Raw genomic sequence first — 17184 nt, 5'->3', positions numbered from 1 at the left:
TCCGCAAACCCGACATATCGTCAGTTTGTCGGCGAGGGCCGCCGTCGGTCAGCCCGCCGGCTCCAGGTGGGCGTCCCGGCGCACCAGGGCCGCGTACCGACCCTCCAGATCGAGCAGTTCCTCGTGCGTGCCCCGCTCGGCGACCCGGCCGGAGTCCAGAACGACGATCTGCTCGGCCCCCCGGACGGTGGACAGGCGGTGGGCGATGGTGAGGGTCGTCCGGTCGGCCGACAGGGCGTCGATCGCCTGCTGCACGGCGGCTTCCGTACGGGTGTCCAGGGCGCTGGTCGCCTCGTCCAGGATGAGAACCGGCGGATCACGCAGGATGGTGCGGGCTATCGCCAGCCGCTGCTTCTCCCCGCCGGAGAAGCGGTGGCCTCGCTCACCGACGACGGTCTCGTAGCCGTCGGGCAGCGCGGAGATGTGGTCATGGATCTGGGCGGCCCGCGCCGCCGCGTGCAACTCCTCGTCGGTGGCGTCCGGTTTGGCGAAGCGCAGGTTCTCGGCGACCGAGGCGTGGAAGAGGTAGGTCTCCTGCGAGACGACGCCGACGGCGCGCGCGAGGGTGTCGAAGTCGAGGTCGCGCACGTCGATGCCGTCGAGGGTGACGCGGCCGCCGGTGACGTCGTAGAGCCGGGGCACCAAGTAGCCCAGGGTGGACTTGCCGGCGCCGGTGGGGCCGACGACGGCGAGGCTGCCGCCGGCGGGCACGGTGATGTCGAGGCCGTCGAGGACCGGGGCACCCTTGGCGTCGTAGCGGAACTCGACACCCTCGAAGCACACCTCGCCCTTCACTTCGTCGAGATGGACCGGCCGCTCGCGCTCGGTGATGTCGACGGGCAGGTCCAGGTACTCGAAGATGCGCTGGAAGAGCGCGAGGGAGGTCTGCACCTGGACGCCGGTCGCCAGCAGGCTCACCGCCGGACGGAACAGGCCCTGCTGGAGGGAGACGAACGCGACGATCGTGCCGAGCGAGACCTGCGGGCCGCCGAACCGGAGGGCGAGTCCCGCGGTCCAGTAGATGACGGCGGGCATCGCGGCCATGACGATCGTGATCACGGCCATGCGCCAGCGGCCCGCCATGCTGGATCTCACTTCGAGGTCCACCAGTTGCTCGGACTCCGCGGCGAATGACGCGGTGAGGGAGTCGGAACGCCCCATGGTGCGGCCGAGCAGGATGCCGCTGACGGAGAGCGACTCGGTGACCGTGGCGGCCATCGCGGCCATCTGCTTCTGGCGCTGGGTGGTGATCTTCTTGCGCTCGTTGCCGACACGGCGGCTGATCCACACGAACACGGGCAGCAGGAGCAGCGAGACGATGGTGAGCCGCCAGTCGAGGGCCGCCATCGCGGCGATCGTGGCGACGACGCCGGTGGCGTTGGAGACCAGCGAGGTGGCGGTGGAGGTGACGGTGGCCTGCATGCCGCCGATGTCGTTGGCGATGCGGGACTGCACCTCGCCGGTGCGGGTGCGGGTGAAGAAGGCGAGCGACATGCGCTGCAGGCGGCCGTAGACGGCCGTGCGCAGGTCGTGCATGACGCGCTGGCCGACCGTGGTCGAGATCAGGGTCTGCAGGACGCCGAAGACGCTGGAGAGGACCGCGCTCAGGATCATGCCGAACGCGAGCAGGCTCAGCAGGCCCGTGCGGCGCTCGGGGAGCGCCACGTCGAGGATCTCCTTGAGGAGGAACGGCGTGGCCACCGAGACCAGCGACGACGCGCCGACCAGCAGGCCGACGATCGCGAGGCGCCCGCGGTACGGGCGGAAGAGCTTCAGGATGCGGCGCACCTGCCGGGGCTGCTCGGCGGCGTCGGCAGGCGGGGTCCAGGAGGGTTCTCGTTCGGGATGCATGGGCTCCTACGGAGGTGGCGGGCGGCGGCCGGGACCGGCCGCCGCCGACTGACGGATCGTAGCTCATTGTTACCTATACTCACAATGAACGGCATCCTGATATTGTTCCCACATGACCTCCCCCGATCCCGACGGCCTGCTCGCCGAGCAGTTGCTTCGGCTCACCCGCCGGGTGCACCGCATCCAGAAACGCCATCTGGAGCGACGGGAGCTGGGCGTCACCCCGGCCCAGTCCCGGCTGCTGCGCACCCTGGCGCACTACGGCTCGCCCCCGCGCATGGCCGACCTGGCCGAGCGCCTCGAAGTGGTGCCGCGCGCGGTGACGACGCTGGTCGACGGCCTCGAGGCGAGCGGCAAGGTGCGCCGGGCCGCCGACCCGTCGAACCGGCGGGTGACCCGGATCGAGCTGACGGACGAGGGCCGGGAGACCTTGCGCGAGCTGCGCGGGGCCCGCCGTTCGGCCGCCGAGGAGATACTCGCCCCGCTCACGGAGAAGGAGCGCGCGGTGCTCGGCGTGCTGCTGGACACGCTGGTCGACGCGGAGACCGCCAAGCCCTGCTGAACGAACGCGGCCGTCCCCGCTCCGTCTCGCGCCGCGGGAGCGGGGACGGCCCTCGGCCTCAGCAGCGGCGACGGTCCTCCGTCAGCGCGCCCTGCGCCGTGCCCAGCGATCGGTCCCAGCATCCCGCCGGGCCGTGCACGCGGTACCGCTCGTTCGAGGTGCCGACCGCGTGCCGCTGGTCGCGCGGTACGTCGACCGTGTACGCGGCGTCGCCGCTGTAGGTGTCGTCGAGCCGCGACCGGACGGCGCGCCGGCCGCTCTCGTGCCGCACGACCGTGGCCCGGTCGCCCAGGGTGAGCACGGTGCGCAGCCGGCCGTCCGCGCCGAGTGTGACGGCGCCGTTCACGGTGTACGTCCGATGGGTGCGTGTCGTCCGCTCGGGGCCGGCTCCCTCCACGGTGACGGTCTCGTCGTCCGCCCAGACCGCGTCCAGTGCGTCCGTGTCCTCGCCGTCGGTCCAGCGGTGCGCGGAGGTGTTGGCGAGGGCGCGGGTGACGGTGGTGGTCACGCGACCGTGCGAGGTGTTCAGGTGGCCGGAGACGGTGAGCCGGTGTCCGGCGTCGGTGTCGACACGGTTCTCCGCACCCGGCGTGTACACCGAGGAGTCCGCGACGTCGGTCGCCTCGGACCGGGTGAGTGCTCCCGTGACGTGTTCGCGATGCGCGTCCCGCCACACCAGCACGTTCACGGGGGCGCTCCACCCGGACCGGCCGGCGGGCACGCCCACGACGGAGACCTCCACCCGGTGCGGTCGGCCGTCGTTGAGGAGCCCGGCGAACGGCGTGAGGTCGTACTCGACGGGCCGGACGTCGAAGGCGCGCGGCGCCGGGAGGACGTACCAGAGGAAGGGGTTGGACCAGCCGCCGGTCCACACATGGGGGAACGGCGCGGCGATTCCGGCGAGCTGTCCGTCGACCTTGATCTGCACCTCGCGGTAAGGGCCGTGGCCGGCCCTGCAGGAGTAGGCGGCCGGGTCGGGCGCGGTCAGGTACCAGAACTCCTCGCAGCCGCCCCCCGATCCGGTCGCGTACACCTCCGCGACGATGCGCTCGCTGTTGCGTGGGGTGGTGAGGGTGGTGGCGTCCGCCGCGCCGGTGAGGGTGAGGACGCGGTCGGGTGCCGGCGTCTCGGGGCGGCCGCGGTAGAAGGTGAGGGTCACCCTGACGTCGATGACGCCGGTGTAGGTGTCGTCCACGACGTTCCCGATGAGCATCTCGACGTCCCGCGGACCGCGGAAGATGTCGCCGTACCGGGTGACGTCCTTCTCGACGCGCCATTCGACGCCTTCGGGCGACGGCTCCGGTGTCGAGGTGCGCAGGATCTCGGCACCGCCGACGTGCAGGTAGCCGAGGCGGTCGAACTGACGGCCCTTCACCTTCCCGTCGAGCCGCAGGACGACCTTGCTCCAGTGCTCGCCGCAGCCCCGCGGCGGTGTGTACGCGCCGCGGTAGGGGGTGAAGTCACGGAACTGGTGCTCGGCCAGGGTGACCTGGCAGGACTTGGTGTGCGGCCGGGTGACGGGGGGAGCGGCGGTCACGGGGTCGTGCCAGTCGGTGCCGAACTCCGCGGGAGCGTCGGCGGCCTGTGCAGCCGTCTCGGCGGTCGCCGCGCCGGTGCCGAAGAGCGTGCTCGCCAGGAGAGCCGCCCCGGCGAGCATGGACATGACTATCCGTCTTCTCATGAGCCCGGTTCTACGGCGATTCGGGACCGGGCCGCAATGCGGCGTGGCGCCATCCTCACCGCCCCGCCAGATCCGCCCTGTCCCCCATCACCACCACGGGATGCCGGTCCGGGTCCAGCTCGCGCAGCAGGAACTCCATGGCCTGGCCGGACACGCTGACACAGCCCGACGTACCGCTGCCGTGGTCCAGGTGCAGCCAGATGCTCCCGCCCTTCGCCTCGCCCTCGGGCCGTCGCGGGTCGTTCGGCGGGGTGCCCCGGACGCGGTTGTAGTCGATGGCGATGACGTAGTCGAAGTCGTGCCAGTACGGCCTGGCCCACCAGCGCGGGGCGGCGAAGGACCGGTCCTGCGTGTAGGGCAGTTCGGTGCCCGGATCATCGAGCACACCGCCGGCGTCGCTGAGGGTGTAGACCCCGACCGGGCTGCGCCGGTCGCCGGCGTGGTGGTCCCCCGTCCACCCCTTCCTGCCGTTGTGCGCCGGCCAGTCACGGACGCGCCGCCACGCCCCGCCGTGCCTGGTGTAGAGCGCGACCGTGGAGTCCGCCGAGTCCCTGCCGTCGCCGTAGACGGCCACCACCTGTCCGGAACCGGCCGGGACGCGCCGCCACACCTCGGGGCCGATGCCCGGGACGCGGCGCGGGTCGTGCCCGTCCGTGCCGGCCCGGCCGCCCGGTTCCCCGGCGTGGACGCCGCCCCCCGGGGAGCCGCAGGCGGCCAGGGCGGCGAGCAGCATCGCGGCGGCCGTCACCACCCATGCCGCACCCCGCGCACCGTCGCTCCGCACGCCGCCCATGCTGGCATCGGCCGCCGGGGCATCGTGCGACCTTCCGGACATTCACTCTTCCGGGTCAGGGCCTGTGCCGCCGACGGCCCGCGCCTGGCCGGAACCAGGCGAACCGCGTGCGCCACCCGGGGAAAACCGGTTGAGATTCCCCGGTCCGCGACGCGACCCTTTCACGGCTTGTCACCGCTCCACCACCCTCTCTGACACGAGCCACTGGGACGTCATGCGAATCCAAGACCTTCCGTACCCCGATCCGGGCGTACCGGACGCGCGTTCGGGTCCCCACCTCCTGTGGTGGCTCTGGCGCAACCAGCTCGGCGGCCAGCTCAAGGCGCTGGCCTGGGGCCTGCTGCACTTCGTCGCCGTCTCCGCGCTCCCCTTCTGCGTCGGTCTCGCCGTCCAGGCCGTCGTGGACCGCTCCGGCGGCCGGCTGGCCCTGACGGGGGGTCTGATGGCGTTGTGCGGCACGGCCATCGCGGTCGGCGACACCTTCCTGCACCGGTCCGCCGTCACCAACTGGATCACCGCCGCCGCCCGGGTCCAGCAACTGCTGGCCCGCAGGGCGGCCCGGCTCGGCTCCGCGCTCACCCGCCGCGTCGCGGCCGGTGAGGTGGTGGCCGTGTCCACCGGCGACGTGGAGAAGATCGGCTGGTTCGTCGAGGCCGTATCCCGGTTCACCGCCGCCGCGCTCACCGTCGTCGTGGTCTGCGTCGGCCTGGTCGTCTACCAGCCCGCCCTCGGCGTGGTCGTCGCCGTGGGTCTGCCGGTCGTCGGGCTCGCCGTGCTGCCCCTGCTGCCCCGGGCCACCCGGCGGGCCGACGTGCAGCGCGAGAAGGCCGGCCGGGCCACCGAGCTGGCCGCGGACACGGTGGCCGGCCTGCGGGTGCTGCGCGGCATCGGCGGCGAGGAGCTCTTCCTCGACCGCTACCGCCGCGCCTCCCAGGAGGTACGGCACGCCGCCGTGCACAGCGCCCGGATGTGGTCCGTGATCTCGGCGATCCAGGTGCTGCTTCCCGGGCTGCTGCTGATCGCGGTGGTCTGGCACGGCACCCACCTGGCCCGTCAGGGCCGGATCACGGTCGGCGAACTCGTCACCGTCTACAGCGCGGTCATGGTGCTCAACTACCCTCTGCGGCACTTCGAGGAGATCGCGATGGCGTACTCCTTCTCGCGCCCCTCGGCCAGGCGGGCGGCACGCGTGCTGTCACTGCGGCGGTCCACGGACGCCGGCGGAGCGCGCGGCGCTCAGGTGCCGTGCGGTGACCTGTACGACCCGGCCACCGGACTGCTGGCGCCCGCCGGCCTGCTCACCGCGGTGGTGTGCGGCGACCCCGACGCGGCCGGACGGCTGGCGGAACGCCTGGGCGGCCACCCCGCTGAGGCCGGTCCGTCGGTGCTGCTCGGCGGCGTGCCGCTCGACGAACTCCCCATCGACAGCGCCCGCGCGGCGGTCCTCGTCCAGGACAAGGACCCGGTGCTGCTGTCCGGAACGCTGCGCGAGCTGCTCGACGTGCCCGCCTCCGGTGCGGTAAGGGCCGAGGACGCGCTGGCGGCCGCCCGCTGCGAGGACGTGCTGGACGCGCTGGTGCAGGGCTCACTGGGCGCCGCAGACCCGCTGGACTCCCGTGTCACCGAGCGGGGCCGCTCCCTCTCGGGCGGCCAGCGCCAACGGCTCGCCCTGGCCCGCTCGCTCATCGCCGACCCCGAGGTGCTGGTCCTGGACGAGCCGACCTCCGCCGTCGACTCGCACACCGAGGCATGGATCGCGCGGGGGCTGCGGCGGCTGCGTGCGCAACGGTCGACGGTGGTGTTCACGTCCTCCCCGCTGCTGCTCGACCACGCGGACCGGGTCGTCCTGGTCCACGGCGGCGAGGTCGTGGCGGTCGGGGTGCACCGCGAACTGGTCGACACGGAGCCGCGGTACCGGGCCGTGGTGACACGGGAGACCGGCGATGAGCGGACGGCGGCCGGGGCCGAACAGGAACTTCCCGGGCAGGGGGCCCTCCTGGGTGCCTCGGGCACGCTGGACGACATCGAGGAGAGCGCATGATCGGCGTTGCGCCACCGGCGTACGACCCGGCGGCCCCGACGACCGCCACCACCCTGCCCGTAGGCGCGGCCGCGACCGTCCGCGCCTATGTGGCCGAACTGTTCCGCAGGCACCGCCGGTCCTTCCTGCTGCTCGTCGCCGTCAACACGGTGGCCGTGATCGCCTCCATGGTGGGGCCCTACCTGCTCGGCGGCCTCGTCGAGCGGGTGTCGGACGGTGCGCGGGAGCTGCGTCTGGGCCCGACCGCCGGGCTGTTCGTGGTCGCGCTGCTCGTGCAGGCCGTGTTCGTGAGGCAGGTGCGGCTGCGGGGTGCGATGCTCGGCGAGCGGATGCTGGCCGACCTGCGCGAGGACTTCCTCGTCCGCTCGGTGGGGCTGCCACCGGGCGTGCTGGAGCGGGCGGGCACCGGTGACCTGCTGTCCCGCATCACCACCGACATCGACCGCCTCGCCAACGCCATGCGGGAGGCCGTGCCGCAGCTCGCCATCGGCGTGGTGTGGGCGCTGCTGCTGCTCGGCGGTCTGGTGGTCACGGCCCCGCCGCTCGCGGCGGCCGTGCTGCTCGCGGTCCCGGTGCTGGTGGTGGGGTGCCGCTGGTACTTCAGGCGGGCCCCCTCCGGCTACCGCTCGGAGGCGGCCGGGTACGCCGCCGTCGCCGCCGCGCTCGCCGAGACGGTGGACGCCGGCCGCACCGTGGAGGCGCACCGCCTGGGCGACCGGCGCATCGCCCTGTCGGAGCGGCGGATCAAGGAGTGGACCGCCTGGGAGCGCTACACCCTCTGGCTGCGGTCCGTGCTCTTCCCCGTCATCAACGCCGTCCATGTCACCGTGCTCGGCTCGGTGCTGATGGTGGGCGGCTTCTTCGTGCTGCGGGGCTGGATCGGGGTCGGCCAGCTGACGACGGGCGCGCTCGTCGCGCAGATGCTCGTCGATCCGGTGAACCTGATTCTGCGCTGGTACGACGAGGTACAGGTGGCCCAGGTGTCGCTGGCCCGTCTGGTCGGCGTACGGGACATCGAGCCGGACGCCGGGGACGCCTCGGTGGCCCCCGGTGGCCGGGACGTCCACGCCGACCGGGTGCGCTTCGGCTACCGCGAGGGCGTCGACGTACTGCGCCAGGTGTCCCTCGAGGTCGCTCCGGGCACCCGGCTGGCCCTGGTCGGTCCGTCCGGCGCCGGCAAGTCCACCCTGGGCAGGCTGCTCGCCGGGATCTACGCGCCCCGGGACGGGCGCGTGACCCTGGGCGGCGCGGAGCTGTCCCGGATGCCCGCGGAACGCGTCCGCTCGCACGTCGCCCTGGTCAACCAGGAGCATCACGTCTTCGTGGGTTCCCTTCGGGACAATCTGCTGCTCGCACGGACCGCGGCCGCCGACGCCGAGCTCTGGGCGGCGCTGGGCGCCGTCGACGCGGACGGCTGGGCCCGGACGCTGGACGACGGACTCGACACCGAGGTCGGTTCCGGCGGGCTGGCCCTGACCCCGGCGCAGGCCCAGCAGATCGCGCTGGCCCGGCTGGTGCTGGCCGACCCGCACACCCTGGTCCTGGACGAGGCGACCTCGCTGCTCGACCCGCGCGCGGCCCGGCATCTGGAACGCTCGCTGGCACGTGTGCTGGACGGCCGCACGGTGGTCGCGATCGCGCACCGGCTGCACACGGCCCATGACGCCGACGTGATCGCCGTCGTGGAAGGCGGCCGGATCAGTGAGCTGGGCAGCCATACGGAGCTGGTCGCCGCGGACGGGGCGTACGCGGCGCTGTGGCGGTCCTGGCACGGATGAGGGGCCGGGGCTCCGCGGGGACGCCGGGACGGTGGACAGCGTGGGCGGGCCGGCGGAGCCGGTATCGCGAGTCCGCCGGCACGGCACCGGCGTGCCGGGCGGGGCGGTGCCCGGGCTGGGCGCGCTCGTCACCGCCTCGGCTCGCGGGCGCGTCCGGACCCGCGGGCACAGCCGTGGTCGCGAGCGCGGGCGGAGGTGGGGCGCGGCCCGGGCCGTGGGCGCGGCCCGAGGCGCGGCCGGAAGGGCTGGCCGGGCGGTGGCCGGGCACGCGGACCGTACCGCGGCACGCGGGGCCGGACGGAGTGTGGGCCGCTCGGCGACGGGGTCCGTGGTCGGGTCCCGGCGGGCACCCGGGGGCGGGCCGTGACGGCGGTTCCGTACCGTCCGTCCCGGGTGTGCGACCCCGTGCCACGACCCGTGCCGTTGCGCGGGAGCGAACAGGGGTGGAAGGCTGGAAAGCGGCACCGGCTCGGGGGACGGCCGGGAACCCGTCGGGTCCCGGCGTACGCAGGCGGCGCCGAGCGTGCCGACGGCGCACTGCCCCTCCTGGGGGCACAAGGCCGTCCTCACCACATGGAGGTACCCGTGGACAGCGCCGACGGATGGGGGGATGACGTCTACCAGCCCGATCCCTCGGAGATCCGGGAGGACTCGGGAATCCTCGACGCCGAGGACACTCTCGACTTCGACGGTGTCGACGACCCTCTCGACCGGGGCTGGTCCCCTCCCGAGCGGCCGTGGGCGGTGGAGCACACCGGAGTGACGGCGGGCGAACGCCTGACCGGGGAGACGCTGGACCAGCGGCTCGCCGAAGAGCTGCCCGAACCCGCCGCCCCCGACGGGGACGGCATCGGTGACTGCGACGGGACGGACGGCGAACTCCTCGACAACGAGGTCGGCGCCTCCCGCTCCGGCCGCCTGGTCGCCCCGGACGAGGGTGCGCACGAGGACGAGGAGAGCGCCCTCGTCGCCACGGACGTCGGTATCGACGGCGCCGCCGCATCCGCCGAGGAGGCCGCGATGCACATCGTCGACGAGGACACCCTCTCCGGCTGAATCGGGCGCCCCCTGCCCGACCGCCCCGCGCGAGGAGCCGCCATGCAGAAGGACAAGCACCCCGACTACCGCTTCGTGGTTTTCCGGGACCGCTCCGCCGGATACGCCTTCCTCACCCGCTCCACCGCCGGCAGTGAGCAGACCATCGAGTGGGACGACGGCGAGACCTACCCGGTCGTCGACGTGGAGATCTCCTCCGAGAGCCACCCCTTCCACACGGGCAAGGCCCGCACGGTGGACGCCGAGGGCCGCGTCGCCCGCTTCGAACGCCGCTTCGGGGCAAGCGGAGCCGGCGGGGAGACCTGAGGGGCGGCGGCGCGTCAGACCACGTTGAGCGCGACCGCGGCCCCGGCGCCGCCCAGCAGCATGAACGCGGGCATCAGCACCCTCAGCTCCACCCAGCTCCCGGCCCGGAAACGCAGCGCCTTCGGCGGCCCCAGCGGGTACCAGCGCTTGCGGCCCACCGGGATCGGCCACAGGATCGGGCAGCCCGACACCGTCAGGGCGTCCCCGATGTCGTGGACCAGGGCGCCCAGCACGATCGGCAGACCGAGCCACAGGTACTCCTGCCCGGGCTCCGTGAACAGCCAGTCGGCACCGTTGCCGGGATCGTCCAGTATTCCCCCGAGGATCCACGCGCTGGTCGCCGCGAGCAACCAGACCAGTACGTCGCTGCTGGACCCGCGGGCCGCCCGCCACAGCAGGCCCTCGATCGCGAGCACCATGTGCACGAAGAGGATCGACAGCACCGCCCAGCGGCCACCGGCGACCGCCACGCCGGAGCTGCCCGCACCGATGAGGACCGCCCACAGCCAGGTGTGCGTGAGCGTGCGGTGGCCGCCCGAGCGGCGGGCGTCGCCCGTCTTCCTGGTCGCCTTGTAGACGGCGTAGGAGAGCTTGTCGACGATTTCGCACATCCACCGGGAGACCGGCCCGAAGGCCCGGGAGATGGTGGCCGCCTTGTGGTCGAGGTCCGGGGCGAGCGCGGCTCCGGCGCAGATCAGGGCGCCGACGAGGAGGACGGGCCAGGGCATCGGATGTCCGGCCGCGGCGGCGGCCGCTCCGACGCCGAGCCAGGCCGCGGCCCCCGACAGTGAGTGTGCTGGTCCCATCATGGCCGCTTCCCGCCCCATTCCTCGTGTGCCGCCGCCCCGTTGACCTGGAGCGCTGACGCGTCGTCGGCGACACAGCGTAGCCGCAGTGATCTTCGTCCTCGCAGCCGATTCCCCCCTCGGGCACGAGGCCAGGCAAGATGGGGGCGTGACCCTCATCGATCAGCTCCCGCCGACCGCCGACCCCGACGCCCTGTACGAAGCCTTCGAGTCGTGGGCACAGGAGCGCGGCCTCACCCTCTATCCCCACCAGGAGGAGGCGCTGATCGAGGTGGTGTCCGGGGCGAACGTGATCGTCTCGACACCCACCGGCTCCGGCAAGAGCATGATCGCCGCCGGCGCCCACTTCGCCGCGCTGGCCCGGGACGAGGTCACCTTCTACACCGCCCCGATCAAGGCACTGGTGTCCGAGAAGTTCTTCGAGCTGTGCAAGCTGTTCGGCACCGAGAACGTCGGCATGCTGACCGGCGACGCCTCCGTGAACGCGGACGCGCCGGTGATCTGCTGCACCGCCGAGGTACTGGCCTCCATCGCGCTGCGCGACGGCAGGAACGCCGATGTCGGCCAGGTCGTCATGGACGAGTTCCACTTCTACGCGGAGGGCGACCGCGGCTGGGCATGGCAGATTCCGCTGCTGGAGCTCCCGCAGGCGCAGTTCATCCTGATGTCCGCCACCCTGGGTGACGTGTCCTTCTTCGAGAAGGACCTCACCCGCCGCACCGGCCGCCCGACCTCGGTGGTCCGCTCGGCCACCCGCCCGGTGCCCCTCTCGTACGAGTACGAGCTCACCCCGCTCACCGAGACACTGACCGACCTGCTGGCAAGCAGGCAGGCACCGGTGTACATCGTGCACTTCACCCAGGCGCAGGCCGTGGAGCGGGCGCAGGCGCTGATGAGCATCAACATGTGCACGCGTGAGGAGAAGGACCGGATCGCCGAGCTGATCGGCAACTTCCGGTTCACCACGAAGTTCGGCCGCAACCTCTCCCGCTACGTCCGGCACGGCATCGGCGTCCACCACGCCGGCATGCTGCCCAAGTACCGGCGCCTGGTGGAGAAGCTCGCGCAGGCCGGCCTGCTGAAGGTGATCTGCGGTACGGACACCCTCGGCGTGGGCGTCAACGTGCCCATCCGCACCGTGCTGTTCACGGCTCTCACCAAGTACGACGGCACCCGGGTCCGTACGCTGCGCGCCCGCGAGTTCCATCAGATCGCGGGCCGGGCCGGGCGGGCCGGTTTCGACACCGCGGGACTCGTCGTGGCGCAGGCGCCCGAGCACGTCATCGAGAACGAGAAGGCCCTCGCCAAGGCGGGCGACGACCCCAAGAAGCGCCGCAAGGTGGTGCGCAAGAAGGCTCCGGAGGGCTTCGTCGCCTGGACGGACAACACGTTCGAGAAGCTCATCGCTTCCGAGCCCGAGCCGCTGACGTCGCGGTTCCGGGTGACGCACACGATGCTGCTCTCGGTGATCGCCCGGCCCGGCAACGCGTTCGAGGCGATGCGCCATCTCCTGGAGGACAACCACGAGCCGCGCCGGCAGCAGCTCAGGCACATCCGGCGGGCCATCGCGATCTACCGTTCGCTGCTGGACGGCGGGATCGTGGAGAAGCTCGACAAGCCGGACGCCGAGGGCCGCATCGTCCGGCTCACGGTCGACCTGCAGCAGGACTTCGCCCTGAACCAGCCGCTGTCCACTTTCGCGCTGGCCTCGTTCGAGCTCCTCGACCCCGAGTCGCCCTCCTACGCCCTCGACATGGTGTCCGTCGTCGAGTCCACGCTGGACGACCCCCGGCAGATCCTCGTCGCCCAGCAGAACAAGGCCCGCGGTGAGGCCGTCGCGGCGATGAAGGCCGACGGGGTCGAGTACGAGGAGCGCATGGAGCGCCTCCAGGACGTCACGTACCCGAAGCCGCTGGAGGAGCTGCTCTTCCACGCCTACGACACCTACCGCAAGAGCCATCCGTGGGTCGGCGACCATCCGCTGTCGCCGAAGTCCGTGATCCGCGACATGTACGAACGCGCGCTGTCCTTCACGGAACTGGTGTCCTTCTACGAGCTGGCCCGGACCGAGGGCATCGTGCTGCGCTACCTCGCCAGTGCCTACAAGACCCTGGACCACACGATCCCGGACGACCTGAAGTCCGAGGACCTGCAGGACCTGATCGAGTGGCTCGGCGAGATGGTCCGCCAGGTGGACTCCAGCCTGCTCGACGAGTGGGAGCAACTGGCCAACCCGGAGGAGATGACCGCCGAGGAGGCCCAGGAGAAGGCCGACGAGGTCAAGCCGGTCACCGCCAACGCGCGCGCCTTCCGGGTCCTGGTCCGCAACGCCATGTTCCGCCGGGTGGAACTCGCCGCTCTCGACCAGGTCGGGGACCTCGGCGAGCTGGACGCCGAGGCCGGCTGGGACGCCGACGCGTGGGGCGAGGCGATGGACAGGTACTGGGACGAGTACGAGGACCTCGGCACCGGCCCCGACGCCCGTGGCCCCAAGCTGCTGGTGATCAAGGAAGAGCCGGAGAACGGCCTGTGGCGGGTCCGGCAGATCTTCGACGACCCGAACGGGGACCACGACTGGGGTATCAGCGCGGAGATCGACCTCGCCGCCTCCGACGCCGAGGGGCGTGCGGTCGTCCGCGTCACCGAAGTCGGCCAGTTGTGAGCACGGGAGAACTCCACCGATGACGACGAACCCCGCCGAAAGGCTGGTCGACCTGCTCGACCTGGAGCAGATCGAGGTCAACATCTTCCGTGGCCGGAGCCCGCAGGAGTCCCTGCAGCGGGTGTTCGGCGGCCAGGTGGCGGGGCAGGCCCTGGTCGCCGCCGGGCGCACCACGGACGGCGAGCGCCCCGTGCACTCGCTGCACGCGTACTTCCTGCGCCCGGGCCGGCCGGGGGTGCCGATCGTGTACCAGGTGGAACGAGTGCGCGACGGCCGGTCGTTCACCACCCGACGGGTCACGGCCGTGCAGCAGGGCCGCACGATCTTCAATCTCACCGCCTCCTTTCACAAGCCCGAGGAAGGACCCTTCGAGCACCAGTTGCCGCCCGCCCGCGAGGTGCCGGAACCGGAGTCCCTGCCGACGGTGACCGAGGAGATCCGCGAGCACCTGGGCGAGCTGCCGGAGCGGTTGGAACGGATGGCGCGCCGCCAGCCGTTCGACATCCGCTATGTGGACCGGCTGCGCTGGAACACCGAGGAGATCCAGGGGGCCGAGCCGCGCAGTGCCGTGTGGATGCGCGCGGTCGGTCCGCTCGGGGACGATCCGCTGGTGCACACCTGCGCCCTGACGTACGCCAGTGACATGACGCTGCTGGACGCGGTGCGCATTCCGGTCGAACCCCTCTGGGGCGCGCGGAACTTCGACATGGCCTCGCTGGATCACGCCATGTGGTTCCACCGGCCGTTCCGCGCGGACGAGTGGTTCCTGTACGACCAGGAGTCCCCGGTCGCCACCGGTGGGCGCGGGCTGGCCCGCGGCCGCATCTACGACGTGCGCGGCCGGCTGCTCGTCTCCGTCGTGCAGGAAGGTCTGTTCCGGACCCTGTAGCGCGGTGTCCGCGGCGCGGACCCGGAGTTCGCGCGGTGCAGCCACGCCCGAAGCCCGCGGGTGGGGCGGGACGCTTCCCGCCCGGCGGCACGGGCCCGGCGCAGAGCGGCCGGGTCGGGAGGCGCCGCGATCGCGGCGCGTGCCGCCGCCCGGAGTTCTCGGGCGGGCCCGCCCCGCGCGGCCCCTCCGGACATCCCGGGCACGGGTCGCCCGGACCCGTCCCGTTCCGCGGGAGCGCGCTCCGCGGGTTCCGGGAGCGGAGCCGGCGGCCGCGGGGCGGGTGACTGGGCGCGAGCCTCTCGCGTCGCCTGCGCCAGCTCGCTGCGGAGCCAGCCGATCTCGTCGGAGTCCTGCGCGGTCATGAGGTGCTCGGCGAGGTGGGCGAAGGAGGAGCCCGGCGCGCCGTGGGCGGGCGGGGCGGGCCGGAGCCGCTCCAGCACAGCTCGTTCGCGGGGGTCCCGGACGACGTCCGCGACCTCGGCGGGCGCCAGGAACGCGGCCACCGCCGCCGCCCGGGGCCAGGGACCCCCGGTCTGTCGCAGCAGGAATCCGAAGTGCCGTCCCCGCCAGTTGCGGGCCCGCAGATCCACCCCGGTCGCAAGCTGTGCCCTGAGGGTCTCGGGCGTACGCCCCTTGAGCAGGCGGGCGTTCTCCGCGCCGGTCGCGAACTGCTCGAGTTCCTCGGCCAGATACAGCCAGACCACGGCGCGATAGCGGTTGAGATGGAAGCGGACCGGCACCAGCAGGCCCAGGCGGGCGAGCCGGGTGAACCTGCCCTCGGCGATCCTCATGAGCGCGGCGCCCTGTGCCGTGCCCACCACCCGTACGTGCTCACGCAGACTGCTGGGAAAGCCGTACTGGGCGCGCAGCCGCTCGATCTCGGCCCGCTCCACCCCGCGGCCGGTGCCTCCGCCTTCGTCGGGCACCGTCCGGATCCGGCCGAGATGAACGGCGAGGTCGAACTCGGCTCGCCTGAGGCCGAGTTCGCGAGCGGCCCGGCTCGGTGAGCAGGTGGCGGGGACGGCGGGGACGGCGGGGACAAGGGTGCGGTCCGGCATGGTGGTACTCCCCCGTGGAGTGGATGGCTCACGCCCTGTGCGTTGCCCGTCCACACACCGTAGCCAGAATTCCGCGAGGTGCGATACGCCTGTGGACAACTCGAAGGTTCAGGAGAACACGCAGGTCAGAGGTCCGTCGCGGGGTGGTCGGGCTGACGGGCGTCCACTCCGAGGTGCTCGCCGACGCGATTGACGAGCAGGGTCATCTCGTAGGCGATCTGGCCGATGTCGACCTCGGCGCCGCTGAGCACGCACAGGCAGCTACCGGTGCCGGCCGCGGTCACGAACAGCACGGCGTCGTCATACTCGATCATGGTCTGCCGGACGGTGCCCGCGCCGAAGTGGCGCCCGGAACCCTTCGCCAGGCTGTGCAGTCCGGAGGCCACGGCGGCCAGATGTTCGGCGTCCTCCCGGCGGAGCCCGGTGCTCGCTCCGGTGACCAGCCCGTCGTTGGACAGGACCAGCGCGTGCCGCACATGGTCCACTCGTTGGGTCAGGTCGTCCAGGAGCCAGCCGAGTCCCTGGTTCTGCGCCATGTTCCGTCTCCCCGTGCGACATCCCCTCCTGGCCGGAGGATCTGCCCGCCAGCCTTCCCCACGACCAGCGTCCGGGCAAGCAGGATGGGCGTATGGCACAGAAGATGACCGATGAGGAATGGCGGGCGTTCGTCTCGAACGGCACCCGAACCGGCAAGTTGTCCACCGTCAGCGCCGATGGGAGCCCGCATGTGGCCCCCATCTGGTTTCTGCTGGAGGGGGACGAACTGGTGTTCAACACCGGCAAGGAAACCGTGAAAGGGCGCAATCTCGCCCGTGACGGACGGATCGCCCTGTGCGTGGACGACGACCGGCCGCCCTTTCACTTCGTGGTGCTGAGCGGCCGGGCCCGGTTGTCGGAGGACCTGGAGGACGTGCGGTCGTGGGCCACCCGAATCGCCGCCCGGTACATGGGTGAGGAGCGCGCCGAGGAGTACGGGGCCCGCAACGGCGTGCCGGGCGAGTTGCTGGTCAGGGTCACCATCGACAAGGTGGTGGCGGTGAAGGACCTGGCCGCCTGAGCGGACCGCTCAGCCCACGGAGTCGAGGAGCCGGGCGGTGTGCATCCGCCCGGCGTACTCGACGAGCCGGATCAGCACCTCCTTGCCCGAGTCCCGCTCGCGCGCGTCGCACAGGACGACCGGTGTGCCGTGGTCCAGGTCGAGGGCCCGCGACACATCGTGGGCGCCGTGTCCGCGCGCTCCGGGGAAGCAGTTGACGGCCACCACGAACGGGATGCGCCGGTGCTCGAAGTAGTCGACCGCCGGGAAGCAGTCCTCCAGGCGCCGGGTGTCGGCGAGGACCACGGCGCCGAGCGCCCCCTGGGAGAGTTCGTCCCACAGGAACCAGAAGCGGTCCTGCCCCGGCGTTCCGAAGAGGTACAGGGAGAGGCCGGAGCGTATGGTGATACGCCCGAAGTCCATGGCGACGGTCGTGGTGACCTTGTGGTCCACGCCGTCGGTGTCGTCCACCGACTGGCCGGCTTCACTGAGCAGTTCCTCGGTGCGCAGCGGACGGATCTCGCTGACGGCGCCGACCAGGGTCGTCTTGCCGACACCGAAGCCGCCGGCGACGAGGATCTTCAGCGCCAGGGCGGACGTGTCGGCCGCTGCGTCGGAGTGCTCGGAGACCATTGATCACTTCTCTCGGCGTGAGTTGGGTTCCA

The 17184-nt window shown here is 72.3% G+C and carries 15 protein-coding genes; 8 read left to right on the top strand and 7 right to left on the bottom strand.

The genetic code is table 11. The features are described 5' to 3' along the window. Positions 1 to 48: 48 nt before the first annotated feature. Positions 49 to 1851 (bottom strand): ABC transporter ATP-binding protein, encoded by a 1803-nt coding sequence (locus MXD57_RS26990; protein ID WP_250404642.1) that lies wholly within the window; start codon positions 1849 to 1851, stop codon positions 49 to 51. Between the two features lie 112 nt (positions 1852 to 1963). Between MXD57_RS26990 and MXD57_RS26985 the strand changes: the two genes are divergently transcribed. After that, positions 1964 to 2413 carry a MarR family winged helix-turn-helix transcriptional regulator gene (locus MXD57_RS26985; protein ID WP_250404641.1) on the top strand — a complete coding sequence of 150 codons (450 nt, stop codon included), beginning with the start codon at positions 1964 to 1966 and terminating at the stop codon, positions 2411 to 2413. 58 nt (positions 2414 to 2471) lie between these two features. Here MXD57_RS26985 and MXD57_RS26980 read toward each other — a convergent pair whose 3' ends face one another. Next, on the bottom strand, positions 2472 to 4094 hold the full coding sequence (locus MXD57_RS26980) for a peptide-N4-asparagine amidase (protein ID WP_250404640.1): 1623 nt from the start codon (positions 4092 to 4094) through the stop codon (positions 2472 to 2474). A 55-nt stretch (positions 4095 to 4149) separates the two neighbouring features. Beyond that, positions 4150 to 4878: a L,D-transpeptidase family protein gene (locus MXD57_RS26975; protein ID WP_374114754.1), complete on the bottom strand. Its 729-nt coding sequence runs from the start codon at positions 4876 to 4878 to the stop codon at positions 4150 to 4152. A gap of 223 nt (positions 4879 to 5101) precedes the next feature. On the opposite strand from MXD57_RS26975, the gene MXD57_RS26970 reads away from it, so the two are divergent. The 4 genes from MXD57_RS26970 (at position 5102) to MXD57_RS26955 (ending at position 10068) form a co-directional block, all read left to right on the top strand. Further along, complete coding sequence (locus tag MXD57_RS26970) at positions 5102 to 6928, top strand: ABC transporter transmembrane domain-containing protein (RefSeq protein WP_250404639.1); 1827 nt, start codon at positions 5102 to 5104, stop codon at positions 6926 to 6928. Beyond that, positions 6925 to 8706: an ABC transporter ATP-binding protein gene (locus MXD57_RS26965; RefSeq protein ID WP_250404638.1), complete on the top strand. Its 1782-nt coding sequence runs from the start codon at positions 6925 to 6927 to the stop codon at positions 8704 to 8706. The genes MXD57_RS26970 and MXD57_RS26965 overlap by 4 nt, the downstream gene beginning before the upstream one ends. Positions 8707 to 9291: 585 nt before the next feature. After that, entirely contained in the window at positions 9292 to 9762 is a 471-nt protein-coding gene (locus MXD57_RS26960; RefSeq protein WP_250404637.1) for a DUF5709 domain-containing protein, read from the top strand. 42 nt (positions 9763 to 9804) lie between these two features. Next, positions 9805 to 10068 (top strand): type B 50S ribosomal protein L31, encoded by a 264-nt coding sequence (locus MXD57_RS26955; protein ID WP_250404636.1) that lies wholly within the window; start codon positions 9805 to 9807, stop codon positions 10066 to 10068. 14 nt (positions 10069 to 10082) lie between these two features. Here the strand turns inward: MXD57_RS26955 and MXD57_RS26950 are convergent, their stop codons facing one another. Beyond that, complete coding sequence (locus MXD57_RS26950) at positions 10083 to 10877, bottom strand: metal-dependent hydrolase (RefSeq protein WP_250404635.1); 795 nt, start codon at positions 10875 to 10877, stop codon at positions 10083 to 10085. Positions 10878 to 11022: 145 nt separating this feature from the next. Between MXD57_RS26950 and MXD57_RS26945 the strand changes: the two genes are divergently transcribed. After that, entirely contained in the window at positions 11023 to 13536 is a 2514-nt protein-coding gene (locus tag MXD57_RS26945) for a DEAD/DEAH box helicase (RefSeq protein ID WP_250404634.1), read from the top strand. Between the two features lie 19 nt (positions 13537 to 13555). After that, entirely contained in the window at positions 13556 to 14425 is an 870-nt protein-coding gene (locus MXD57_RS26940; RefSeq protein WP_250404633.1) for an acyl-CoA thioesterase, read from the top strand. Here MXD57_RS26940 and MXD57_RS26935 read toward each other — a convergent pair. Then, positions 14362 to 15483 carry a DUF6397 family protein gene (locus MXD57_RS26935; protein ID WP_250404632.1) on the bottom strand — a complete coding sequence of 374 codons (1122 nt, stop codon included), beginning with the start codon at positions 15481 to 15483 and terminating at the stop codon, positions 14362 to 14364. The two genes, MXD57_RS26940 and MXD57_RS26935, sit on opposite strands and share 64 nt — an antisense overlap. Before the next feature lie 125 nt (positions 15484 to 15608). Continuing rightward, positions 15609 to 16019: a roadblock/LC7 domain-containing protein gene (locus MXD57_RS26930; RefSeq protein ID WP_250404631.1), complete on the bottom strand. Its 411-nt coding sequence runs from the start codon at positions 16017 to 16019 to the stop codon at positions 15609 to 15611. A gap of 92 nt (positions 16020 to 16111) precedes the next feature. Here MXD57_RS26930 and MXD57_RS26925 point away from each other — a divergent pair, with 92 nt between their 5' ends. Then, a complete protein-coding gene (locus MXD57_RS26925; protein ID WP_250404630.1) occupies positions 16112 to 16540 on the top strand; it encodes a PPOX class F420-dependent oxidoreductase in 429 nt (142 codons plus the stop codon). 9 nt (positions 16541 to 16549) lie between these two features. On the opposite strand, the gene MXD57_RS26920 is transcribed toward MXD57_RS26925, so the two are convergent. Beyond that, on the bottom strand, positions 16550 to 17152 hold the full coding sequence (locus MXD57_RS26920; RefSeq protein WP_250404629.1) for a GTP-binding protein: 603 nt from the start codon (positions 17150 to 17152) through the stop codon (positions 16550 to 16552). Positions 17153 to 17184 lie beyond the last annotated feature (32 nt).

Source organism: Streptomyces cellostaticus (assembly GCF_023630175.1).
Lineage (GTDB): Bacteria > Actinomycetota > Actinomycetes > Streptomycetales > Streptomycetaceae > Streptomyces > Streptomyces cellostaticus_A.
The sequence above is the reverse complement of the archived record's forward strand: the minus strand, read 5'-3'. Positions and strand labels throughout refer to the sequence as shown.